The following is a 21,869-nucleotide window of genomic DNA, read 5'->3' on the forward strand; positions in this document are numbered from 1 at the left end:
GCGACAACGTCTCCATCACCGTGAAACTGATCTGCCCGATCGCCATGGAAGAAGGCCTGCGTTTCGCCATCCGTGAAGGCGGCCGCACCGTGGGCGCCGGCGTCGTCTCCAAGATCATCGAGTAATCGTTACTGCTCTTTTTTGAAACCCGGGGCGAAAGCCGTTTCGCCCCTTGCTCTTTGGAACTGCCATGCAAAGCCAGAAAATCCGCATCCGCCTGAAGGCCTTCGATTACAAGCTGATCGACCAGTCTGCCCAGGAAATCGTTGAAACCGCCAAGCGCACAGGTGCCGTGGTGCGCGGTCCCGTACCGCTGCCCACCCGCAAGCAGCGTTTTGACATTCTGCGTTCCCCGCACGTCAATAAGGCTTCCCGCGATCAGTTTGAAATTCGTACCCACCTGCGCCTGATGGACATCGTGGATCCGACCGACAAGACGGTCGATGCCCTGATGAAACTGGATCTGCCTGCTGGCGTGGATGTGGAAATCAAGTTGCAGTAAATCAATGGTTGTGGGTATAATCCACGGCTTTTCGGGGGTGGCGCGATTGCGTCACCCAATTTTGCTTGTCCATCCGTCAGCCAACCGTAGCTGACGATGAGGAGAATAACCATGAGTCTAGGCCTTGTTGGTCGCAAGGTTGGCATGACTCGCATTTTTGCCGAGGATGGCGCGTCCATTCCGGTAACTGTGCTTGACGTGTCCAACAATCGCGTGACCCAAGTCAAAACGCCGGAAACCGACGGCTATGCAGCCGTTCAGGTGGCCTTCGGCAAGCGCCGCGCCTCCCGTGTGACCAAGCCTTTGGCGGGTCATGTGGCGAAGGCGGGTGTCGAAGCCGGGCATGTCCTGAAGGAATTCCGGGTTGAGCCCGATCAGCTCTCCGGCTTCAAGCCGGGTGATCAAGTGGCTGTCACCATTTTTGCTGAAGGTCAGAAGGTTGACGTTACCGGTGCCTCCATCGGTAAGGGCTTCCAGGGCGGCATCAAGCGCCATAACTTCAGTTCCCAGCGTGCATCGCACGGTAACTCCGTCTCGCACAACGCGCCCGGTTCCATTGGCATGGCCCAGGATCCGGGTCGGGTATTCCCGGGCAAGCGCATGGCCGGTCACATGGGTGACGCGGCTTGTACGCAGCAGGGGCTGACCGTCGTTCGCGTTGATGCCGATCGCCAGCTGCTGCTGGTGAAAGGTGCTGTGCCGGGTGCCAAAGGGTCCGACGTCGTCGTCCGCCCTGCGGTCAAGGCTTGAGGAGTCGGCATGGAACTGAAGGTAATTAACGAACAAGGTCAGGCGGCTGCACCCCTGCAGGCGTCCGACGTGCTGTTTGCCCGTGATTACAACGAGGCATTGATTCACCAGGTGGTGGTGGCTTATCAGGCCAACGCCCGGACGGCGGATCGCAAGCAAAAGAATCGCGCCGAAGTGGCGCACACCACTCATAAGCCCTGGAAGCAAAAGGGTACGGGCCGCGCGCGTGCCGGCATGTCTTCGAGCACCATCTGGCGTGGGGGCGGTCGTGCCTTCCCCAATTCTCCCGAAGAGAATTTTTCCCAGAAGGTCAACAAGAAGATGTTCCGCGCCGGGGTGGCGTCCATTCTCTCCGAGCTGGTCCGTCAGGGCCGCCTGTTGGTGGTGGATTCCCTCTCCATCGACGCGCCCAAGACCAAGCTCTTTGCCCAGAAGCTGAAGGGCATGGGTCTGGAGGATCGCCTGCTGGTGATCACGGATCAACTGGATGAGAATCTGTATCTCTCCTCCCGCAACCTGCCCAACGTGCTGGTCCTGGAAGCTCAGGAAGCCGATCCTGTTTCCCTGGTTCGTTTTCCCCGTGTCCTGGTTACCCGCAACGCCGTGGCCAAATTTGAGGAGATGTGGGGATGAATCAGGAACGTCTGCTGCAGGTGCTGCTGGCACCGCAAATCTCCGAGAAGGCAACCTACGTTGCCGACAAGAACGAGCAGGTGATCTTCCGTGTTGCCACGGATGCCACCAAGCCTGAAATCAAGGCTGCCGTCGAGCTGTTGTTCAAGGTTCAGGTCGAGTCCGTACAGGTGCTGAATGTCAAGGGCAAGGTCAAACGCTTCAAGCAAACTACCGGCCGTCGCAAAGGCTGGAAAAAGGCTTTCGTCTGCCTCAAGCCCGGTCAGGAAATCAACTTTGTGGAAGGAGGGAACGCGTAATGGCCCTCGTCAAAGTCAAGCCGACTTCTCCCGGCCGTCGTGCCGTGGTCAAGGTGGTTGCCGCCAATCTGCACAAGGGCAAGCCCTTTGCCGCTCTGGTTGAGCCGCAATCCTCCAATGCCGGTCGTAACAACAATGGTCGCATCACCGTGCGTCACCAGGGGGGTGGTCACAAGCAGCACTACCGTGTGATCGATTTCAAGCGCAACAAGGACGGTATCCCCGCCAAGGTCGAGCGCATTGAATACGATCCCAACCGTTCTGCGCACATCGCCCTGCTTTGCTACGCCGATGGTGAACGCCGTTACATCATTGCCACCAAGGGCATGGTCGTCGGTCAGGTCATCATCAGTGGTTCCGAAGCCCCGATCAAGCCGGGCAATGCCCTGCCGATCCGCAACATCCCCGTCGGTACCACGATCCACTGCATCGAGATGCTGCCGGGCAAGGGCGCCCAGATGGCGCGTGCCGCGGGTGCTTCCGTGCAACTGCTGGCCCGTGAAGGCAGCTATGCCCAGGTCCGTTTGCGCTCCGGTGAAATCCGCCGGGTGCATGTCGAGTGTCGTGCCACCGTCGGTGAAGTCGGCAACGAAGAAAACAGCCTGCGCAAGATCGGCAAGGCCGGCGCAAATCGCTGGCGTGGTATTCGTCCGACCGTTCGCGGTGTGGCCATGAACCCGGTCGATCACCCCCATGGTGGTGGTGAAGGCCGTACGGGTGAAGGCCGCGTTCCCGTCAATCCCTGGGGTCAGCCTGCCAAGGGTTATCGGACTCGTAGCAACAAGCGCACGAACAGCATGATCGTGCAGCGTCGTCATAAGCGTTAAGGGGTAGAGATATGGGACGTTCTGTAAAAAAGGGCCCGTTCATCGATGCCCATTTGCTTAAAAAAGTTGATGCTGCCCGCGCTGGTAACGACAAGCGCCCGATCAAGACCTGGTCGCGTCGTTCCACCGTGCTGCCTGATTTCGTTGGCCTGACCATCGCCGTGCATAACGGCAAGCAACATATCCCGGTCTACGTCACTGAAAACATGGTCGGTCACAAGCTGGGCGAATTCTCCCTGACCCGTACTTTCAAGGGTCATACCGCCGGCAAGAAGGCGAAGAAATAAGGAGGCCACATGGAAACTACTGCAACTCTGCGTGGCGTTCGCCTCTCTGCCCAGAAGGGCCGTCTTGTCGCCGACCTGGTTCGCGGCAAGTCGATTGGCAACGCGCTGAACATTCTGGCCTTCTGCCCCAAAAAGGGCGCTGGCATCATCAAGAAGGTGCTGCTCTCTGCTGTGGCGAATGCCGAGCACAACGACGGCGCTGATATTGACGAGCTGAAGGTCAAGACCATCCATGTCGAAAAGGGCATGGTATTGAAGCGCTTTGCCGCACGCGCCAAAGGTCGTGGCAACCGGATCGTCAAGCCGACCTGCCACATTTATGTGACGGTCGGGAACTGAGGATAAGCCATGGGACAAAAAATTCATCCAACAGGCTTCCGCCTTTGCGTCACCCGTGACTGGGATTCCCGCTGGTTCGCCAACAGCAAGGATTTTCCTGTCATGCTGGCCCAGGACGTAATGGTTCGTGAATACCTGAGCAAGAAACTCAAGCACGCCTCCGTCGGTCGTGTGCTGATCGAGCGTCCAGCCAAGAACGCCCGCATCACCGTGTTTTCCGCCCGTCCGGGCGTGGTGATCGGCAAGAAGGGCGAAGACATCGAAGTGTTGCGTTCCGATCTGCAGCGCATCATGGGCGTGCCCGTGCATGTGTCCATCGAGGAGATTCGCAAGCCTGAAACCAATGCCCAGCTGATCGCCGATTCCATCGCGCAACAGCTGGAAAAGCGGATCATGTTCCGCCGCGCCATGAAGCGCGCCATGCAGAACGCCATGCGTCTGGGTGCCCAGGGCATCAAGATCATGAGTTCCGGCCGTCTCAACGGCGCCGAAATCGCCCGTACCGAATGGTATCGCGAAGGTCGTGTGCCCCTGCACACCCTGCGCGCCGACATCGACTACGCCACTTCCACCGCCGAAACCACCTACGGTGCCATCGGTATCAAGGTGTGGGTGTACAAGGGCGACATGCTGGCGCGTGGTGAACAGCCTGAAGTCGAAGTGGCCGCTGATGATGCCCGTCGGGCCCGTCGTCCCCGTCCTGAAGGTGACAAGCCCCGCACGCCTCGTGCGGACAAGAAGCCTGCCGACGGTGATGCCAGGGCGCCCGCCAAGCGTGTAAGAAAGGCAGGTGCATAAATGCTGCAACCTAATCGTCGCAAGTACCGCAAGGAACACAAGGGCCGCAACGAGGGTCTCGCCACCCGCGGCGCCAAGGTTTCCTTCGGTGAGTGGGGCTTGAAGGCCATTGGCCGCGGTCGGCTGACTGCCCGCCAGATCGAAGCTGCCCGTCGTGCCATGACCCGGCACATCAAGCGGGGAGGGCGCATCTGGATCCGTGTTTTCCCGGACAAGCCCGTTTCCAAAAAGCCCGCCGAAGTCCGGATGGGTAACGGCAAGGGGAATCCCGAGTACTGGGTCGCCGAGATCCAGCCGGGCAAGGTCCTTTATGAAATGGATGGTGTGAGCGAAGAACTGGCACGCGAGGCATTCCGCCTGGCTGCAGCCAAGATCCCCTTCGCGACCACTTTCGTTACACGACACGTGGTGTGAGCATGAAAGCGATCGAATTGAGAAAGAAGAGCGTGGATGAGCTCAAGACTGAACTGCTGGACCTTCTGAAGGCCCAGTTCAGCCTGCGCATGCAAGTTGCCACGCAACAGCTGGCCAATACCAGCCAGATTGGCAAGGTCCGGCGTGACATCGCTCGCGTGCGTACCCTTATCCGTGAAAAGGCGGTGCAGCAATGACTGAGACCACGAGCAACAAGCGTACGCTGATCGGCCGTGTCGTCAGCAACAAGATGGACAAGACCGTGACGGTCCTGGTCGAGCGTCGGGTGAAGCATCCGATCTACGGCAAGATCATCACCAAGTCCAAGAAGTATCACGCCCATGACGAGATGAATGAAATGGGTGAGGGCGATCTGGTCGAGATTGAAGAGTCTCGTCCTATCTCCCGCTCCAAGACCTGGCGCGTCACCAGGCTGCTTGAAAAGGCAGTGATGGTTTAGTTTCAGGCTTGCATGAACGCGAAGAAGCCGGTATGATCCGGCTTCTTTGTTTCCCGTGGCCCTCCCGGGGTTGCGGATCAGGTTGATTTCTCCCTTACGGGTTCCAAAACTGTCCGCCACCGGCGGGATAAGTTGGAGTTAAAAATGATTCAGATGCAGACGGTTCTGGATGTCGCCGATAACACCGGCGCTCGTTCAGTAATGTGTATCAAGGTGCTGGGTGGCTCCAAGCGTCGCTATGCGAGCATTGGAGATGTCATCAAGGTCAGCATCAAGGATGCGGCCCCTCGCGGGCGCGTCAAGAAGGGTGATGTCTACAACGCCGTGGTGGTTCGTACTGCCAAGGGTGTGCGTCGTCCCGATGGCTCCGTGGTGAAGTTCGATGGCAATGCTGCGGTGCTGCTCAACAACAAGCTGGAGCCGATCGGCACCCGTATCTTCGGACCGGTTACCCGCGAACTGCGGACCGAGAAATACATGAAGATCGTTTCCCTGGCGCCGGAAGTGCTTTAAGGAGCCCGATATGGAAAAGATTCGTAAAGGTGACGAAGTCATCGTCATTACTGGCAAGGACAAGGGCAAGCGCGGCACGGTTTCTGTACGCGTGGATGCCGATCACCTGGTGGTCGAGGGTGTCAATCGTGCCAAGAAGCACGTCAAGCCCAATCCCATGAAGGGTGTGGCGGGTGGCATTGTCGACAAGGACATGCCCATCCATATCTCCAATGTGGCTCTGTTCAATCCTGCTACCTCCAAGGCCGACCGCGTTGGCATCAAGGTGCTGGAGGATGGCCGCAAGGTTCGCGTGTTCAAGTCGAACGGCGAACTGGTGAACGTGTAAGGAAACGACATGGCTCGCTTGTTTGAGATTTACAAGAAAGACGTGGCTCCGGAGCTGAGCAAGCGCTTCGGCTACAAGTCCGTCATGGAAGTCCCGCGCATCACCAAGATCACGCTGAACATGGGCGTGGGTGAAGCGGTGTCGGACAAAAAAGTGCTGGACCACGCGGTGGGTGACATGCAGAAAGTGGCGGGTCAGAAGCCCGTGGTGACCAAGGCGCGCAAGTCGATCGCGGGTTTCAAGATCCGTGATGGTTATCCCATTGGTTGCATGGTGACGCTGCGCGGCCCGCGCATGTATGAATTCCTGGACCGCCTGGTCAGCATTGCGCTGCCGCGGGTCCGCGACTTCCGTGGTGTGGCTGGCAAGGGCTTCGACGGTCAGGGCAACTACAACATGGGTGTGAAAGAGCAGATCATTTTCCCCGAAATCGAGTACGACAAGGTCGACGCGTTGCGGGGCATGAATATCAGCATCACCACCACCGCGAAAACCGACGAAGAGTGCAAGGCCCTCCTCGTTGCGTTCAAGTTCCCTTTCAAGAGTTGAGGCAGAGATGGCGAAACTTGCCCTGATTAACCGCGAAGAAAAGCGCCGTGCACTGGTGGCTCAATACGCGAAGAAACGCGAAGCGCTGATGACCGTCATCAATGATGCCGCCCTGTCTGAAGCCGAGCGTTATGAAGCTCGTCTGAAGTTGCAGCAGCTTCCCCGCAATGCCAGTCCTTCCCGGCTGCGCAATCGTTGTCAGCTCACGGGGCGTCCCCGTGGTGTGTTCCGCAAATTCGGCATGTGTCGTAACAAGATCCGCGAACTGGCCTTCGATGGCAAGATCCCGGGTGTTGTCAAGGCCAGCTGGTAAGCTCAGGAGGATAGAGATATGGCGATGAGCGATCCCATCGCGGACATGCTGACCCGCATCCGCAATGCCCAGATGGCTGAAAAGGCTGCTGTGGCAATGCCTTCATCCAAAGTCAAGGTAGCCATTGCTGCCGTGCTGAAGGACGAAGGTTATGTCGAAGATTATGCAGTGAAAGAGTCTGAAGGCAATAAGGCAACTCTGGAAATTGCCCTGAAGTATTATGCAGGTCGTCCCGTCATCGAGCGCATTGAACGCGTTTCCAAGCCCGGGCTGCGTATTTACAAGGGTTCAGAGGATATCCCCCGTGTCATGAACGGTCTGGGTATTGCCATCGTGTCCACCCCCCGGGGTGTGATGACTGACCGCAAGGCGCGCGCTACCAGGGTTGGTGGCGAAGTGCTGTGCATCGTGGCATAAGGGAGTAATCATGTCCCGCGTAGGTAAGAATCCGATCGTCCTGCCTGCTGGCGTTGAAGTCAGCGTCAGTGCCCAGGAAATCACCGTCAAAGGCCCGCTGGGTACTTTGAAGGCGGCCTCCCATCCGGCTGTTGAAGTCAGGGTGGAAGGCCAGAATGTACAGTGTGCTCGTGTGGCTGGCGTGGAAAACGCCTCTGCCATGTGGGGCACCATGCGTGCCAACCTGAACAACATGGTTGCCGGCGTTTCCAGGGGCTTCGAAAAGAAGCTGACCTTGGTGGGCGTGGGTTATCGTGCCCAGGTTCAAGGCGATGCAGTGAATCTGACCCTCGGTTTCTCTCATCCCGTCGTGCATAAGCTGCCCGCCGGTGTGAAGGCTGAAACGCCTTCGCAGACCGAGATTGTCATCAAGGGCGTGGACAAGCAGGCCGTCGGTCAAGTGGCCGCGGATATCCGTGCATATCGCAGACCCGAGCCTTACAAGGGCAAGGGTGTGCGCTATGCGGATGAAGTTGTTGTCCTCAAGGAAACCAAGAAGAAGTAAGGGTGGCATATGCTTAACAAGAAACAAGCGCGTCTGCGCCGTGCCCGCAAATCCCGGGCCAAAATCGCCGAGCTCAAGGCTGTGCGCTTGTGCGTTAACCGCACGAACTGCCACATTTATGCTCAGATCATCAGCGCCTGCGGTAGCAAGGTCCTGGCGGCTGCTTCCACCCTGGAAGCAGATGTGCGCAAGGACCTTGGCAATGGTGGCAATAAGGCAGCAGCGACCCTGGTGGGTAAGCTGATTGCCGAGCGCGCCAGGACCGCAGGGATCGAGACCGTCGCCTTTGATCGCTCCGGTTTCCAATACCATGGCCGCGTCAAGGCGTTGGCCGAGGCTGCCCGTGAAAACGGTCTGAAGTTCTGATCGCGGGCTCAAGGACGAGGTTAAAGAAATGGCTAAACCTGAAAGAAACAAGAAGCCGCAGCAGGCTGAAGAGCGTGATGACGGCATGCGGGAAAAGATGGTCTCCATCAACCGCGTCACCAAGGTGGTGAAGGGCGGCCGGATTCTCGGTTTTGCCGCACTGACCGTGGTGGGGGATGGTGACGGTGGCGTCGGCATGGGCAAGGGCAAGTCCCGTGAAGTGCCCGTGGCCGTGCAGAAGGCGATGGAAGAAGCCCGTCGCAAGCTGTTCAAGGTCAGCTTGAAGCACGGGACCTTGCATCACACCGTGGTTGGCAAGCATGGCGCCACTGAAGTCATGATTCAGCCCGCTCCCGAGGGGACTGGCATCATCGCCGGCGGCGCCATGCGCGCTGTCTTCGAAGTGATTGGCATCACCAATGTGGTGGCAAAGGCGCATGGCTCTACCAATCCCTACAACATCGTTCGCGCCACGCTGAACGGTCTGGCTCGCATGAACACGCCGGCCGAGATCGCTGCCAAGCGGGGCAAGAGCGTCGAAGAAATCCAGGGGTAAGAGATGTCCGAGAAAACTGTAAAGGTGACGCTCGTCAAGAGCATCATCGGGACCAAGCAATCCCACCGTGCCACCGTGCGCGGTCTGGGCTTGCGCAAGCTGAATCACACCGTGGAACTGGTGGATACGCCCGCGGTGCGCGGCATGATCCACAAGGTTTCCTACCTGCTGAAGTGCGAGGGCTGAGATGCGTCTGAATTCGATCAAACCCGCAGAGGGTGCCCGGCACGCGAACAAGCGTGTCGGCCGGGGTATTGGTTCCGGCTTGGGCAAGACGGCCGGTCGCGGCCACAAGGGCCAGAAGTCCCGCGCCGGCGGCTTCCACAAGGTCGGTTTCGAAGGCGGTCAGATGCCCATCTACCGTCGCCTGCCCAAGCGCGGCTTCGTGTCCCTGACCAATCACCGCAATGTTGAAGTTCGTCTGTACGAACTGAATGCCTTGCCCGTGGATGAAGTGGATCTGCTGGTGCTCAAGCAGGCTGGCCTGATCGCGGCTGATGCGCTGTCTGCCAAGGTGATTTTTTCCGGTGAAATCAGCCGCAAGGTGATCCTGAAGGGCGTCGGCGCCACCAAGGGTGCGAAGGCTGCGATTGAAGCCGCCGGTGGCAGTGTTGCCGTCAGTGTTGCCGTCTAACCCAAGCAGTGTGAAGGAATAGTATCTTGGCAGCAAAACCTGGTCTGGCGAAGGGTGGAAAGTTCGGCGATCTCAAGCGCCGCTTGTTGTTCCTCCTGGGAGCCTTGGTGGTTTACCGCATTGGCGCCCATATTCCGGTTCCAGGGATCGATCCTGCCGTGTTGGCCGATCTGTTCCAGTCGCAACAGGGTGGCATCCTGGGCATGTTCAACATGTTCTCGGGTGGTGCCCTGTCGCGTTTCACCATTTTTGCCCTGGGCATCATGCCCTACATCTCTGCATCCATCATCATGCAGCTGATGACCGTCGCCATTCCCCAGTTGGAAAGCCTGAAGAAAGAAGGGGAAGCGGGGCGGCGCAAGATTACGCAATATACCCGCTACGGCACCCTGGTCCTTGCCTTCTTCCAGGGGCTGGGGATTGCCATGGCGCTTGAATCACAAGCCGGGCTGGTGAATGATCCCGGCTTCCTGTTCCGGCTCACGACGGTGACCACCCTCGTGACCGGCACCGTGTTCCTGATGTGGCTGGGCGAGCAGATTACCGAGCGCGGCCTGGGCAACGGCATCTCGATCATCATTTTTGCCGGTATTGCGGCAGGTCTGCCCAGGGCCATCGCGGGCCTGTTCGAACTGGTGCGTACCGGTGCCATGCATCCGCTGTCTGCCATCGTCGTCTGCGTGCTGGTGGTGCTGGTGACCGCCTTCGTGGTGTTCGTGGAGCGTGGCCAGCGCAAGATCCTGGTGAATTACGCCAAGCGCCAGGTGGGGAACAAGGTGTATGGCGGGCAATCCTCGCATCTGCCTCTGAAGCTCAACATGGCCGGCGTGATCCCGCCCATTTTTGCCTCCAGCATCATTTTGTTCCCGGCAACGGCAGCCGGCTGGTTTGGCTCTGGTGAGTCCATGACCTGGTTGAAGGATGTGGCCGGTGCGCTTTCCCCGGGACAACCGATTTATGTACTGCTGTATGCGGCGGCCATTGTTTTCTTCTGTTTTTTCTATACGGCCCTGGTGTTCAATTCCAGGGAAACCGCCGATAACCTGAAGAAGAGCGGCGCCTTCATCCCCGGCATCCGGCCGGGTGAGCAGACGGCCCGTTATGTTGACAAGATCCTGATGCGCCTGACCCTGGTGGGGGCGGTGTACATCACCCTGGTCTGTCTGCTGCCCGAATTCCTGATCCTGAAATGGAATGTTCCTTTTTATTTCGGCGGGACTTCCTTGTTGATTATCGTGGTCGTGACCATGGACTTCATGTCCCAGGTGCAGGCTTATGTGATGTCGCACCAGTATGAAAGTCTCCTGAAGAAGGCGAATTTCAAGGGTGCCCCCTTGATCAAGTAATCAAGACATGGCGAAAGAAGATCTCATTGAAATGCAGGGCGAGGTGATTGAAAACCTCCCCAATGCGACTTTCAAGGTAAAGCTTGAAAACGGGCATGTGGTACTTGCCTTCATCTCCGGCAAGATGCGGATGCACTATATCCGCATCCTTCCCGGCGACAAGGTGACGGTTCAACTGACACCTTATGATCTATCCAGGGCCCGGATCGTTTTCCGGACCAAATAAGAATTCTCTACGCGTAACCCCAGGTGGGACGGGATCACGGCTGCTCCCTGACCGCCTAATTGAGGAGTTGTAAAAATGAAAGTATTGCCTTCGGTGAAGCGCATTTGCCGCAATTGCAAGGTGATCCGCCGCAAGGGCGTGGTGCGCGTCATCTGCAAGGATCCGCGCCATAAACAGCGGCAGGGCTGAAACATGTCCCTGTTTGGATTTTTTTATTAATTTTGGCATCGTTGGGGTGAATCAATGGCCCGTATTGCAGGGGTAAACATTCCGAACCATCAGCACGCTGAGATTGCGCTGACCGCCATCTATGGTGTCGGCCGTTCTCGCGCACAGAAGATCTGTGAGGCTGCTGGTGTTACTTGTACCACCAAGATCAAGGACCTGTCGGACGCCGACATGGAGCGCTTGCGTGACGAAGTGGGTAAATTCACCGTTGAAGGTGATCTGCGCCGTGAAGTCACCATGAACATCAAGCGTTTGATGGACCTGGGTTGCTACCGTGGTCTGCGCCACCGCAAGGGCCTGCCCTGCCGCGGTCAGCGGACTCGCACCAATGCGCGTACCCGCAAGGGGCCGCGCAAGGCCATCGCCGGCAAGAAGAAGTGATAGGGACAGATCATGGCTAAGACCGCACAGAAAGTTCGCAAAAAAGTTAAAAAGAACGTGGCTGAGGGCATTGCCCACATTCATGCTTCCTTTAACAACACCATCATTACCATCACCGACCGTCAAGGCAATGCCCTGTCCTGGGCAACCTCCGGGGGTGCCGGTTTCCGTGGTTCCCGTAAGTCCACTCCCTTTGCTGCCCAGGTGGCTGCTGAAACTGCCGGCAAGGCGGCTCAGGAATGTGGCGTCAAGAATCTGGAAGTTCGTATCAAGGGCCCCGGCCCCGGTCGTGAATCTTCCGTCCGTGCGCTCAATGCGCTGGGCATGAAGATCACCGGTATCACTGACGTGACCCCGGTGCCCCACAACGGCTGCCGTCCGCCCAAAAAGCGCCGTATTTAAGGAGTTCTGAACGTGGCTCGTAATCTCGATCCGAAATGCCGCCAGTGTCGCCGCGAAGGGGAAAAGCTGTTCCTCAAGGGCGAAAAGTGTTTTACCGACAAGTGTGCCATCGAGCGCCGTGAGTATGCTCCCGGTCAGCACGGCCAGAAATCGGGTGCGCGTCTGTCTGACTATGGGGTGCACCTGCGCGCCAAGCAGAAGATTCGTCGTACCTACGGGGTTCTGGAAGGCCAGTTCCGCCGCACTTTTGCTGAAGCCGAGCGCCGCAAGGGCCAGACTGGCGAAAATCTGCTGCAACTGCTGGAAGCCCGTCTGGACTCCGTTGCCTACCGGATGGGTTTTGGTGCCTCCCGCACCGAAGCTCGCCAGGTCGTGCGCCACAATGGCGTGCTGATCAACGGCAAGCGCGTGAACATTCCTTCCTACACGGTCCGTCCTGGCGACGTGGTGGCACTGACCGACAAGGCCAAGGCTCAACTGCGTACCAAGGCCGCACTGGCTGCCGCCGAATCCCGTGGTTTCCCTGAGTGGGTTGCGGTGGATGTGAAGGAGGCCAAGGGTACTTTCAAGGCCATGCCGCAACGCTCCGAGCTCTCCCCGACCCTCAATGAAGGTCTGGTCATCGAACTGTATTCGAAGTAACCAGATTTCCGGCGAATAGAAAAAGGACAGCCCATGCAAAGTAATGCTCTCTTGAAACCGCGCATCATCGACGTCCAGAGCGTCTCCCCGGTGGAAGCCCGGGTCGTGATGGAGCCTTTTGAGCGCGGCTTCGGGCATACCCTCGGGAATGCCTTGCGCCGCATCCTGCTTTCCTCCATGGATGGCTATGCACCGACCCAGGTTTCCATCGACGGCGTGCTGCATGAGTACTCCACCATCGATGGCGTGGAACAAGATGTGGTCGACATCCTCCTGAATCTGAAGGGGGTGGTGTTCAAGCTGCATAATCGTTCCGAGGCCCTTCTGACCCTCAAGAAAGAAGGCCCGGGCGTGATCCGTGCCGGGGATATCGAGGTTTCCCATGATGTGGAAATCATCAATCCCGAGCATGTGATTGCGCACCTGCAGCCCGGCGGCAAGCTGGCCATGGAGCTCAAGGTTGAAAAGGGGCGCGGCTATGTGCCCGGCAACCTGCGCAATCTGGGCGATGCCAAGACCATTGGTCAATTGGTGCTCGATGCTTCCTTCAGCCCCATCAAGCGTGTTTCCTATTCCGTGGAATCCGCACGGGTGGAGCAGCGTACCGACCTGGACAAGCTGATCGTTGAAATCGAGACCAATGGCGTCATTCAGCCGGAAGAAGCCATTCGCCAAGCCGCCCGCATCCTGATGAGCCAGCTGGAAGTGTTTGCTGATCTCGAAGGGACTGCGCCGGCTGTGGAAGCGGCCAGGCCAGCCCAGGTGGACCCCATCCTCCTGCGCCCGGTGGACGATCTGGAGTTGACGGTTCGTTCGGCCAACTGTCTGAAAGCAGAAAACATTTACTACATAGGCGACCTGATTCAGCGCACCGAGAATGAACTTCTGAAGACCCCGAACCTGGGCCGCAAGTCCCTGAACGAGATCAAGGAAGTGCTGGCCTCCCGTGGCCTGACCCTCGGCATGAAGCTGGAAAACTGGCCGCCCGCCGGTCTGGAACGGGCTTGATCGCCTGATCACCCCTACCGACCTGCGCCCTTAAAGGGACGCCTGTACAAAAGAAAGGAATTAACCATGCGTCACCGTCTTGGTTTGCGGAAACTGAACCGCACCAGCAGCCATCGTCTCGCGATGCTGCGCAACATGTCCGTCTCGCTGCTCAAGCACGAGGCGATCAAGACCACTTTGCCCAAGGCCAAGGAATTGCGCCGGGTGGTGGAGCCCATGATCACTTTGGGCAAGAAGCCCAGTCTGGCCAATCGCCGTCTGGCTTTTGATCGTCTGCGTGATCGTGAAATCGTCGGAAAGCTGTTTGAAGTTCTGGGGCCCCGCTATGCCAACCGTCCGGGTGGCTACCTGCGCATCCTGAAATGCGGATTCCGTGTGGGCGACAATGCTCCCATGGCCTTCGTGGAACTGGTGGACCGTCCGGATCCCGTCGAGGGTGAGGACGTGCTGGAAGACAGCAGCGAAGCCTGATTGCTTCAGGTAAGCCATGAAAAAACCGGGCGGCTGCCCGGTTTTTTCATGGCCGGTTTCAACTATGGCTCAGCAGCAACAAGGAGACATCATCCTGGGCGGGATTGGCGCTCAGATGCTCGCCCAAAGCGTGCATCAGGACCTTCTTGCGGCTGTCCGGACTGCTATGCAGCAGGGTCTCGCGCAACCCTTCCAGGCCGAAGGCTTCACCATCGCCGCGTTCTGCTTCGATCAGACCGTCCGAGAACAGCAGGATCTGGTGCCCCTGGCTCCATTCGAAAGATTCCACGGCGATATCCAGTTCCTGATTGCTGACGATACCCAGCGGCAGATGGGTGGAGGCAAAGTGGCGGATTTCCCGTCCCCATTCATCCAGGAGCAGTGCAGCAGGCGTGCCGCCGACCCAGATTTGACCATGCCCGCCTTCTGGGGCAACAAAGACCAGCGAAAGGGCCACGAAACGCCCGGTTGGAACCGACTCCAGCAACTGTTGATTCAGTTCCTGGAGGATGTTGGAAAGGGACTGGTTCTGTGAGGCCATGCGATAGAACAGCGCCAGTACGGGCAGGACGGAGATGGCGGCAGCCAGTCCATGGCCGGTGGCATCCGCCAGCAGGGCATAGCGGCCCCCTGCCGGTGAACGGGCTGCGGCGACCACGTCTCCACTGAAGGTGGTGGTGGGGGCGACCCAGTATTGCACCAGAGGGTCCTGTAGACCGGGGCGATGCAGTTGTAATTCAATCAATTGCTTGGCGAGGCGTTGTTCATCCTGTACGGCCTCATGAAAAGCGCCCAGTTGATGTTGCGTCTGCTGCTCCGCGCTAATGTCGCGCAGGATACCGACAAAAAAGCGATCGCCTTTCTGGCGCAATTCCGAGACGGCAAGCTCGGCGGGAAAGGTCTGGCCATTGCGGCGCATGGCGATTACATTCCGGCGGCTGCCTACGACCGTTGGGGGGCCGCCAGCGAGGTAGCGGCTGATGTAAAAATCATGTTCCTGGCTCTGTGGCGCGGGCATCAACACTGCAATGTTCTGGCCGTGCAGTTCGCTGGCCGGCCACTGGAAAATGATTTCCGTGGCCAGATTGCATTGCTGGATGATGCCGTGCCGATCAATCGTGATGATGGCCTCGAGGATGCTGTTGGAGAGATTTTCGATCCGGCTCAGTGCGCTCTGTGCTTCGGACTGAAAGTACAGGGCCCGCTGGATGACGCGCAATTTGGCTGCGAGGATGACGAAGTTGATCGGCTTGCTGAGGTAATCATCGCCACCGGCCTCCAGGCCGGCGAGCAGGTTCTGGTCGCGGTCAAGGGCCGAGAGAAAGATCACGGGTATCCATTTCTCCGTGTGTGCCTTGATCTGGCGCGCGGCATCAAAGCCATCCATCACCGGCATCATGATGTCCATCAGCACCAGGTCGGGCGGTTCCGCGTTGAAGGCGGCCACCGCTTCTGCCCCGTTGCTGACGCATCGCACCTGATGACCGAGTTTGCTGAGAAAAACTTCGAGCAATCGCTGATTGGAAAGGGTGTCGTCCGCGACAAGGATGTTCAGAGGCGGCAGATTGGCTGGGGGAGGGGTCATGTGGAGGTTCCAGTATTCAGGGTCAGGGCCAGGGTGGCCTGTACGATATTGCCCTTGCCCTGATATTCAAGGGCAGTAAAGCTCAGTGTGCGCGCCAGGGCGATGCCGCGGCCGTTGGGATCAAAGGCCCGTTCGGGGCTGAATTCAAGGTAGGGAGACCAGTCAAAGCCAGGGCCCTGATCTTCGATACGCACGATCAAGGCTTGCGCTTGCCGGGCGATCCGCACCTCCACCACCTTGTCCTGATTTTCCGCCAGGCCGGCGCGCCGGGCGATTTCATTGTGCCAGTCATCCGTCTGCTTCAGCCTCGATTTCTCGGCGTAAGTGATGCCCAGATTGCCATGCTCCACCGCGTTCAGCATCAGTTCCATCAGGCCTAGTCGGGCCGCCTCGGGCTGGGGGCTGGCTTGCGCCAGAAAGGCCGAGAGTTGCCCCGCCTCTTCCACCGTCCTGATGCAAAAACGAGCCTCCTGCAAAAACTGCAGGCCGCGCCAGCGTTCGCTTTCCAGCTGCCGCATGGCGGTTCTTTCCCGGGCCACCTGCAGGGCGGCCCGGATGATGGCCAGCAATCCTTCCCGCTCATAAGGCTTGGTCAGGTAATAGTAAGCGCCGGCCTCGAGCCCCTCGCGGATCTGCTGAGGGCTGCAGGCGGCTGTTTGCATGATGACGGGCAGGGTATTGAAACGGGGGTCGGGTTTGATGCGGCGCAACAGGGCCATCCCATCCAGACCCGGCATCATCCGGTCGAGCAGGACGGCATCGTAGCGGCGGGGGTTCTGGTCCAGGGCCTGCCAGGCACTCTCACCCGATGCGCAGAAGTCGGCTGAGAAACCGGAGCCTTCCAGATATTCCTCGATGATCTCCAGGTTGATGGGTTCGTCGTCCACAACCAGCAGGTGGTCGGTCATGGAGGGTTTTCCTCTCGCGGTGGGTTGTTGTCAGCATTGGGCAGGGACACGATCAGACGTGCGCCCCCTTCGGCGCGGATCTCGGCATGAATCCGGCCCCGGTGCGCCGCCATGATTTCACGGCAGATGGCCAGGCCCAGGCCGGAGCCACCCGCCCCCGTGCGGGTCCGGCTACTCTGGGCGAATTTGTCAAAGATGACTTCCAGTTCATCGGCAGGAATGCCGGGACCCTGATCTTCCACGACCAGGGTAAGTGCGGACATCCGGCCCTGGTCGGAGTTGCGTCGTCCGCGCGGAATCTCCGTGGTGCTGAAGATAAAGCGGATGCAGCCTCCCGCGGGAGAGAAGCGAATGGCATTGGACAGCAGATTGTTCAGGACCTGGGCGAAGCGGGGGGTATCGGCGAAGGCCATGGTGCTGGCGCAATGCTGCTCGATCGTGACCTGCAATTGTTTCTTCTGAAGCAGCGGATCGAGTTCGCTCACGACCTGTTGCAAGATGGGCAGCACATCCTGAAAGCTGGGGGTGATTTCCATTTTCCGGGCTTCGAGCCTGGCCAGGTCGAGCAGATCATTGACCAGCGTCAGCAAGCGTTCAGCACTTTGCTCGATGCGCTCGAAATAGCGGTGGATTTTTTCGTTGCCTTCGGACTTGCCCAGACCCATGCTGGCGAAACCGAGCATGGCATGCAGGGGGGTGCGCAATTCGTGGGACATGTTGGCCAGAAACTCCGACTTGGCACGGCCGGCTTCCCGGGCATCCTTCAGGGCGATTTCAAGCAGTTCGGTGCGCTCTTCCACCAATTCCTGCAGGCGGTCCCGGTGCTGATGGAGTTCGATTTCCGCCAGTTTTCTGGCATCGATGTCAGAGAGGGAGCCGGCCATGAGCAGGGGCTGGCCCTGGGCGTCCCAGGTGGCCTGGCCCTTGATGTTGAACCACTGCCAGTGACCGTCGGCGCGTTTCATGCGGACTTCAAGATCATAGGGCGCGCGTTGCTTCAAATGGGTCTCGAGTGCCTGGCGGCGGCGGGGAATGTCGTCTGGATGCAGGCGGCGCAGGAAAAAATCATCGCTTTGTTCGATGCTCGATCCGGTATAGCCGAGCAGGCGGATGACGCGCTCGGAAAAATAGGTATTGCCAGTGCAAAAATCCCGGTACCAGATGCCATCGTTGGCACCTTCGGCCGCCAGGCGGAAGCGCTGCTCCGATTTTTCCAGGGCCCGGGTCATGTCTTGGGCCTGAGCCTGGGCGCGCTGGCCCTGGGTCGTGAGGGTCCACAACAAGATGGCGGCCAGGGTGGCGAGTCCGCCGCCTGCAATCAGACTGATGCTGACCGGGTTCTGCCAGGCCAGCCAGGCCGGAGGGGAGGCGCCTACGAAGCGGAGCAGCCAGGTCCGCGAGCCGAAACTCAGCTCACGTTCTTCTTGCAGGGTTTCCTTCAGGACGGGCGGCCGTTCGGGTTGGGTGTCGTGCAGCAGGGTCAGTTGTTGTCCCCCCTTCTGGCTCTCGAAGCCCTGGTCATCAAAAATCTGCAGGGCCAAAGCGGGATTGTGGATGTAATTCAGGGTCTGCATCAGGTCGCTGATGCGGAAAGCGGCAAAGACATAGCCACGCAGGGCTTGCTGACGCTCCGCTACCGTACCGGTGGGCTGATTTTCGGCGTACAGGGGAAGGTAGAGTTCAATGCCGGGGCAAAGCGGCGAGTCGCGGTCGGAAAACAGTTGCAGGCGGCGAGTCATGCTCACCGCCGCTTCATCCCGGGCGTGTTCCATCGCCTCCCGGCGCACCGGGTCGGAGGTCGGGTCGTAGCCCAGTCCGCGCAGATTGGTACCGGCCAGCGGCGAGATATAAAGAACGGGGAAACGCAAGGGCCGGCCGGATGGAAAGATCCGGTAATCCGGCTGGTTCAACTCCCGTCGCGCCTGGGCGATGAAGCGCTCCACCGCCTCGGGTGCCACCGCAGGCAGGTAGCCATAGGCTTGCAGTTCGGGCAAATGGGTGTGGATGTCCTGCTGCTGGCTGAAGTGCTGCCAACGGCTGTGGTCGAGACGAGGGGTGCTGCTCACGAAGGCGCGCAGGATTTGCAGGAACTGGGCGTGATAGCGCAGGCGGTCGCGAATTTCCACCGTCACCAGGGCGGCATCGACCGAAAACCGAGTTTGACGTTCCAGCTGCTGCTGCTGGTAAAGGTGGCGGGCAAATAGCGAGGTGGCCAGAAAGATGCTGCCGAAGGCCAGGGCAGTGAGCAGCCAGCGGCTGGCGGGAAGTGACAGGAGCGGGTGCTTGAGTGAAATGAGGGCAGGCATGGGACTCAGGTCCGGCTTTCCTGTTGCTGAATAACCCACATTTGAGCATAAACGCCGTTCTTTGCCAGCAATTCTGCATGGCGCCCCTCGGGGTGGCCGTACTGGATGGTGTCGTAGCGCGTGTCGTTGAGCCGCACCGTGGTCTGGGGGAGGGTGCCGATGGCGTTTCTCGGGCTGGCCTGGCTGAACTGGCTGAACTGGCTGAGCTGGCTGAGCTGGCGGCCATCGATGCCGATGGGGCGGTGTGCATGGGTTCAGGCGGGGCGAGCCGGCCAGTATATGAAAATTTGCGATGATCTGAGAAAATCAGCGCCTTTGTGAGGAGCTTCGCCGTGATCGATCAAACTGTCCGCCTGCCCGACCGGCAGCCCATCTTGCGCCTGATGCCGATGCCCAAGGAAGAAAACGTGTTCGGCGACATCTTCGGCGGCTGGGTCATGGCCCATGTGGACCTGGCCGGCGGCCTCGAAGCCATGCGCCATTCCCGGGGGCGGGTGGCCACGGTGGCCGTCAATGCCTTCCAGTTCCACCAGCCGATCTCCTCTGGCGATCTGGTCAGTTTCTATGCGGAAGTCGTCAATTTGGGCCGCACCTCCATGACCGTGGCGGTTCAGGTCTTTGCCGAGCGGCATCCCTCCAATCCGGTGTTTGTCAAGGTCACGGAAGCAACACTTACCTACGTGGCCCTGGATGCGGACGGCAACAAGCGCGACGTGCCCCGGGAAAATGCGTAGAATCCAGAACTTATTGTCATTGCCCTGGTTGTGAGCCAAATCATGAACAAAATGCACGCCCTGTCCGCCGCGCTCCTGGCTGCCTTTTCCGGCACGGCCCTCGCTGGTGGCTTTCAGTCCATGGAGCAGAACGCCAGCGGCCTCGGCACCGGCTATGCCGGCTCTGCCGCGGTGGCGGATAATGCCAGCACCATCTTCTACAACCCGGCCGGCATGACCCGCTTGCCGGCCCGCCAGGTTTCCCTGGGCCTGGTTGGCGCCCTGCACAACTACGAGTTCAACAATGAAGGTTCCGTCGGTACCGGTGGCAATGGTGGCGATGCCGGCGAATGGCGCGCCCTGCCCAATGCCTACCTGTCCTGGGCCCTGAGCCCGGAATGGGTGGTGGGCCTGGGGATTTCCTCCCCCTTCAGCCTGCACACCGATTACGACGACAACTGGCTGGGCCGCTTCCAGAGCGTCGAGGCCGAAGTCCGCACCTTGAACGTCAATCCCTCCGTGGCCTACAAACTGTCCGAGAAGGTCTCCCTGGGCCTGGGGCTCAACTATCAGAAGATCAAGGTGGATACCGCCTTGAATAATGGGGTGGGCGCTCTGGTGCGCACCTCCACCGACGACAGTGCCTGGGGCTGGAATGCCGGCGTGCTGTTCACCCTCTCTCCGGCGATGCGGATCGGGGTGGCTTACCGCTCCGCCATCAAGTACGACCTGGACGAGCCCGTCAATCTGACCGGCTCTCCCGCCGCGGTTGCCAGCCGCAATCTGGATCTGCCGGGCACCTTCACCCTCTCGGTCTGGCAGCAGGTCTCGGATCGCTGGGAGGCCATGGGCGATCTTTCCTACACGCACTGGAAGGTCAATGACGACTTCGAGCGTGACAGCTGGCGTTTTGCCTGGGGGGCCGCCTACAAGTACAACGAGACCTGGAAGTCCCGGTTTGGCATTTCCTACGATCGCAGCCCGCTGCGGGACGGCGAGCGCAACGCTCAATTGCCCGATGGGCATCGTATCGGCTTTAGCATCGGCGGCCAGTACAAGCCCAGCCAGAACTCGGCCCTGGATTTCGGCTACACCTACCAGTGGATGAAGAACACCCGGATCGATCAAGCCCAGGCCGCGGTGCCGGTGACACGCCTCAAGGGTGAATACGATGCTGGCGGCCACCTGCTGGGCGTGCAATACACCCAGAGTTTCTGATCCGGACTTGAAGAGGCGGCATGCAGCTGAGCCTGGGAGATCCGAGCTTGGGCTGGCGTGAAGGATTGCTGGCCCTGATCCTGGGGGTTGTCGTCTACATGGTCTGGCTGCTCTGGCGCATGCGTCGCATCAGCCGGCGTGATGTAGCGGCACCGGCGCCCCAGGAGCCGCGTGGCGGCCTTCTGGATGATCTGGGGCGAGTCGATCCGGTCGTCGTCCATGCGGCGGAGCAGGCCGCCGCACCGGAAAACCAGCCGGAGCCGGCCTGGCCTGCCGAAAATCGCAGTTTCGCCCAGGAAGCGTTCATGGAGGGGGTCGAGCGGGAAATGGAGCAGATGCGCGAGGAAGTGGATTCCCTGCGCGGTGCCCTGGCCGCCCTGCGCGAAGAAATTTCCAGTCTGCGCGAGGATTTGCAGCAGGAGATCCATTCCAGCCGGGCCGCCCAGAATGCCTCTCCCCTCTATAGCGACGCCATGCAGATGGCCATTCTCGGCCACGATGCCCTGACCATCTCCGAGCGTTGCGGTATCGCGCGGGCCGAGGCTGAACTGGTGGTGGCCCTGGTCAAGAACAAGGAGGGAGGGCGCTCATGACCCAGGATGCTTTTGCACCGGAAAGCCTGGGTCAGGAAGCCGAGCAGCGCAGCCGCATCGTCAAGCGCCTGATGTTTGCCGCCCTGCTGGTGGGGCTGCTGCTGGGCCTGCTGGCCTTCTTTGATTACCTGAGCACGACCGAAGAAGCGGAAGTCCCCGAGTTCACCGAGCCGGTACCGGTTGCCCCCAAACGGCAGCTGACCCAGCCGGTGACGGCGGCGGAGCCGGAAGCCGCCCCCGCTTTGCCGCCTCCCTCCCTCCCGCCGGAAGCCCCTGCGCCCGCGCCGGATGTTCCTGCGGCCCCGGTTGTGGA

36 protein-coding genes and 1 pseudogene are annotated in these 21,869 nt (G+C 59.5%); 34 read left to right on the forward strand and 3 right to left on the reverse strand.

Going from position 1 to position 21,869, the window contains the following annotated elements:
* The 30 genes and pseudogenes from tuf to rplQ all read left to right on the forward strand — a co-directional run.
* Positions 1–125: pseudogene (gene tuf / locus WBH99_RS00075) on the forward strand (elongation factor Tu); the annotation flags it as partial.
* 65 nt (positions 126–190) lie between these two features.
* The gene (rpsJ, locus tag WBH99_RS00080) at positions 191–502 is read left to right on the forward strand and encodes a 30S ribosomal protein S10 (protein WP_026687994.1); all 312 of its coding nucleotides are present in this window, start codon (positions 191–193) and stop codon (positions 500–502) included.
* 111 nt (positions 503–613) lie between these two features.
* Positions 614–1,252 (forward strand): 50S ribosomal protein L3, encoded by a 639-nt coding sequence (gene rplC / locus WBH99_RS00085; RefSeq protein ID WP_424218061.1) that lies wholly within the window; start codon positions 614–616, stop codon positions 1,250–1,252.
* A gap of 9 nt (positions 1,253–1,261) precedes the next feature.
* Entirely contained in the window at positions 1,262–1,885 is a 624-nt protein-coding gene (rplD, locus tag WBH99_RS00090; RefSeq protein ID WP_424218062.1) for a 50S ribosomal protein L4, read from the forward strand.
* Positions 1,882–2,184 (forward strand): 50S ribosomal protein L23, encoded by a 303-nt coding sequence (gene rplW, locus WBH99_RS00095; protein WP_424218063.1) that lies wholly within the window; start codon positions 1,882–1,884, stop codon positions 2,182–2,184. Before rplD ends, rplW begins: the two co-directional genes overlap by 4 nt.
* Complete coding sequence (rplB, locus tag WBH99_RS00100) at positions 2,184–3,011, forward strand: 50S ribosomal protein L2 (RefSeq protein WP_424218064.1); 828 nt, start codon at positions 2,184–2,186, stop codon at positions 3,009–3,011. Before rplW ends, rplB begins: the two co-directional genes overlap by 1 nt.
* An 11-nt stretch (positions 3,012–3,022) precedes the next feature.
* Positions 3,023–3,298, forward strand: a complete 276-nt coding sequence (gene rpsS / locus WBH99_RS00105) for a 30S ribosomal protein S19 (RefSeq protein ID WP_026687999.1) — start codon at positions 3,023–3,025, stop codon at positions 3,296–3,298.
* A 9-nt stretch (positions 3,299–3,307) separates the two neighbouring features.
* Positions 3,308–3,637, forward strand: coding sequence for a 50S ribosomal protein L22 (rplV, locus tag WBH99_RS00110; protein ID WP_424218065.1), 330 nt, complete (start codon positions 3,308–3,310; stop codon positions 3,635–3,637).
* Positions 3,638–3,646: 9 nt separating this feature from the next.
* The gene (rpsC, locus tag WBH99_RS00115; protein ID WP_424218066.1) at positions 3,647–4,435 is read left to right on the forward strand and encodes a 30S ribosomal protein S3; all 789 of its coding nucleotides are present in this window, start codon (positions 3,647–3,649) and stop codon (positions 4,433–4,435) included.
* Complete coding sequence (rplP, locus tag WBH99_RS00120; protein WP_424218067.1) at positions 4,436–4,849, forward strand: 50S ribosomal protein L16; 414 nt, start codon at positions 4,436–4,438, stop codon at positions 4,847–4,849.
* Between the two features lie 2 nt (positions 4,850–4,851).
* Positions 4,852–5,046: a 50S ribosomal protein L29 gene (rpmC, locus tag WBH99_RS00125; protein WP_424218068.1), complete on the forward strand. Its 195-nt coding sequence runs from the start codon at positions 4,852–4,854 to the stop codon at positions 5,044–5,046.
* The gene (gene rpsQ / locus WBH99_RS00130; RefSeq protein WP_424218069.1) at positions 5,043–5,309 is read left to right on the forward strand and encodes a 30S ribosomal protein S17; all 267 of its coding nucleotides are present in this window, start codon (positions 5,043–5,045) and stop codon (positions 5,307–5,309) included. The genes rpmC and rpsQ overlap by 4 nt, the downstream gene beginning before the upstream one ends.
* A gap of 144 nt (positions 5,310–5,453) precedes the next feature.
* On the forward strand, positions 5,454–5,822 hold the full coding sequence (gene rplN / locus WBH99_RS00135) for a 50S ribosomal protein L14 (protein WP_424218070.1): 369 nt from the start codon (positions 5,454–5,456) through the stop codon (positions 5,820–5,822).
* Between the two features lie 10 nt (positions 5,823–5,832).
* Complete coding sequence (gene rplX / locus WBH99_RS00140; RefSeq protein WP_424218071.1) at positions 5,833–6,150, forward strand: 50S ribosomal protein L24; 318 nt, start codon at positions 5,833–5,835, stop codon at positions 6,148–6,150.
* A 9-nt stretch (positions 6,151–6,159) separates the two neighbouring features.
* Positions 6,160–6,699, forward strand: coding sequence for a 50S ribosomal protein L5 (gene rplE / locus WBH99_RS00145; protein ID WP_424218072.1), 540 nt, complete (start codon positions 6,160–6,162; stop codon positions 6,697–6,699).
* A 7-nt stretch (positions 6,700–6,706) separates the two neighbouring features.
* Entirely contained in the window at positions 6,707–7,012 is a 306-nt protein-coding gene (gene rpsN, locus WBH99_RS00150) for a 30S ribosomal protein S14 (protein ID WP_424218073.1), read from the forward strand.
* Positions 7,013–7,030: 18 nt separating this feature from the next.
* Entirely contained in the window at positions 7,031–7,429 is a 399-nt protein-coding gene (gene rpsH, locus WBH99_RS00155; RefSeq protein WP_424218074.1) for a 30S ribosomal protein S8, read from the forward strand.
* 10 nt (positions 7,430–7,439) lie between these two features.
* A complete protein-coding gene (rplF, locus tag WBH99_RS00160; RefSeq protein ID WP_424218076.1) occupies positions 7,440–7,973 on the forward strand; it encodes a 50S ribosomal protein L6 in 534 nt (177 codons plus the stop codon).
* Positions 7,974–7,982: 9 nt separating this feature from the next.
* Entirely contained in the window at positions 7,983–8,339 is a 357-nt protein-coding gene (gene rplR / locus WBH99_RS00165) for a 50S ribosomal protein L18 (RefSeq protein WP_424218077.1), read from the forward strand.
* A gap of 28 nt (positions 8,340–8,367) precedes the next feature.
* A complete protein-coding gene (rpsE, locus tag WBH99_RS00170; protein ID WP_424218078.1) occupies positions 8,368–8,895 on the forward strand; it encodes a 30S ribosomal protein S5 in 528 nt (175 codons plus the stop codon).
* 3 nt (positions 8,896–8,898) lie between these two features.
* Entirely contained in the window at positions 8,899–9,081 is a 183-nt protein-coding gene (rpmD, locus tag WBH99_RS00175) for a 50S ribosomal protein L30 (protein WP_424218079.1), read from the forward strand.
* Between the two features lies 1 nt (position 9,082).
* Entirely contained in the window at positions 9,083–9,529 is a 447-nt protein-coding gene (gene rplO, locus WBH99_RS00180; RefSeq protein ID WP_424218080.1) for a 50S ribosomal protein L15, read from the forward strand.
* A gap of 26 nt (positions 9,530–9,555) precedes the next feature.
* Positions 9,556–10,875: a preprotein translocase subunit SecY gene (secY, locus tag WBH99_RS00185; RefSeq protein WP_424218081.1), complete on the forward strand. Its 1,320-nt coding sequence runs from the start codon at positions 9,556–9,558 to the stop codon at positions 10,873–10,875.
* A 7-nt stretch (positions 10,876–10,882) separates the two neighbouring features.
* Positions 10,883–11,101 (forward strand): translation initiation factor IF-1, encoded by a 219-nt coding sequence (gene infA, locus WBH99_RS00190; RefSeq protein WP_424218082.1) that lies wholly within the window; start codon positions 10,883–10,885, stop codon positions 11,099–11,101.
* A gap of 75 nt (positions 11,102–11,176) precedes the next feature.
* Positions 11,177–11,290, forward strand: a complete 114-nt coding sequence (gene rpmJ, locus WBH99_RS00195) for a 50S ribosomal protein L36 (RefSeq protein ID WP_026688017.1) — start codon at positions 11,177–11,179, stop codon at positions 11,288–11,290.
* Positions 11,291–11,344: 54 nt separating this feature from the next.
* The gene (gene rpsM / locus WBH99_RS00200) at positions 11,345–11,710 is read left to right on the forward strand and encodes a 30S ribosomal protein S13 (protein ID WP_424218083.1); all 366 of its coding nucleotides are present in this window, start codon (positions 11,345–11,347) and stop codon (positions 11,708–11,710) included.
* Positions 11,711–11,722: 12 nt separating this feature from the next.
* Positions 11,723–12,112, forward strand: coding sequence for a 30S ribosomal protein S11 (rpsK, locus tag WBH99_RS00205; RefSeq protein WP_424218084.1), 390 nt, complete (start codon positions 11,723–11,725; stop codon positions 12,110–12,112).
* A 12-nt stretch (positions 12,113–12,124) separates the two neighbouring features.
* Complete coding sequence (gene rpsD, locus WBH99_RS00210; RefSeq protein ID WP_424218085.1) at positions 12,125–12,754, forward strand: 30S ribosomal protein S4; 630 nt, start codon at positions 12,125–12,127, stop codon at positions 12,752–12,754.
* Between the two features lie 33 nt (positions 12,755–12,787).
* On the forward strand, positions 12,788–13,762 hold the full coding sequence (locus WBH99_RS00215) for a DNA-directed RNA polymerase subunit alpha (protein ID WP_424218086.1): 975 nt from the start codon (positions 12,788–12,790) through the stop codon (positions 13,760–13,762).
* 66 nt (positions 13,763–13,828) lie between these two features.
* The gene (gene rplQ / locus WBH99_RS00220) at positions 13,829–14,233 is read left to right on the forward strand and encodes a 50S ribosomal protein L17 (protein WP_424218087.1); all 405 of its coding nucleotides are present in this window, start codon (positions 13,829–13,831) and stop codon (positions 14,231–14,233) included.
* A 58-nt stretch (positions 14,234–14,291) separates the two neighbouring features.
* Here the strand turns inward: rplQ and WBH99_RS00225 are convergent, their stop codons facing one another.
* Genes WBH99_RS00225 through WBH99_RS00235 form a run of 3 tightly spaced genes read right to left on the reverse strand, consistent with a single transcriptional unit; the run spans position 14,292 to position 19,032 of the window.
* Entirely contained in the window at positions 14,292–15,818 is a 1,527-nt protein-coding gene (locus WBH99_RS00225; protein ID WP_424218088.1) for a SpoIIE family protein phosphatase, read from the reverse strand.
* Positions 15,815–16,726 carry a response regulator gene (locus WBH99_RS00230; protein WP_424218089.1) on the reverse strand — a complete coding sequence of 304 codons (912 nt, stop codon included), beginning with the start codon at positions 16,724–16,726 and terminating at the stop codon, positions 15,815–15,817. The genes WBH99_RS00225 and WBH99_RS00230 overlap by 4 nt, the downstream gene beginning before the upstream one ends.
* Entirely contained in the window at positions 16,723–19,032 is a 2,310-nt protein-coding gene (locus tag WBH99_RS00235) for a CHASE domain-containing sensor histidine kinase (protein ID WP_424218090.1), read from the reverse strand. Before WBH99_RS00235 ends, WBH99_RS00230 begins: the two co-directional genes overlap by 4 nt.
* 383 nt (positions 19,033–19,415) lie before the next feature.
* Here WBH99_RS00235 and WBH99_RS00240 point away from each other — a divergent pair, with 383 nt between their 5' ends.
* The 4 genes from WBH99_RS00240 to WBH99_RS00255 all read left to right on the forward strand — a co-directional run.
* Positions 19,416–19,766 (forward strand): acyl-CoA thioesterase, encoded by a 351-nt coding sequence (locus WBH99_RS00240; RefSeq protein WP_424218094.1) that lies wholly within the window; start codon positions 19,416–19,418, stop codon positions 19,764–19,766.
* 42 nt (positions 19,767–19,808) lie between these two features.
* Positions 19,809–20,963, forward strand: coding sequence for an OmpP1/FadL family transporter (locus tag WBH99_RS00245; protein WP_424218091.1), 1,155 nt, complete (start codon positions 19,809–19,811; stop codon positions 20,961–20,963).
* A gap of 20 nt (positions 20,964–20,983) precedes the next feature.
* Positions 20,984–21,556 carry a DUF2802 domain-containing protein gene (locus tag WBH99_RS00250; protein ID WP_424218092.1) on the forward strand — a complete coding sequence of 191 codons (573 nt, stop codon included), beginning with the start codon at positions 20,984–20,986 and terminating at the stop codon, positions 21,554–21,556.
* The coding region (locus WBH99_RS00255) for a hypothetical protein (protein ID WP_424218093.1) at positions 21,553–21,869 on the forward strand (317 nt) is incomplete at its 3' end. The genes WBH99_RS00250 and WBH99_RS00255, both read left to right, overlap by 4 nt.

Source organism: Azovibrio sp., from assembly GCF_049658005.1.
Taxonomy (GTDB): domain Bacteria; phylum Pseudomonadota; class Gammaproteobacteria; order Burkholderiales; family Rhodocyclaceae; genus Azovibrio.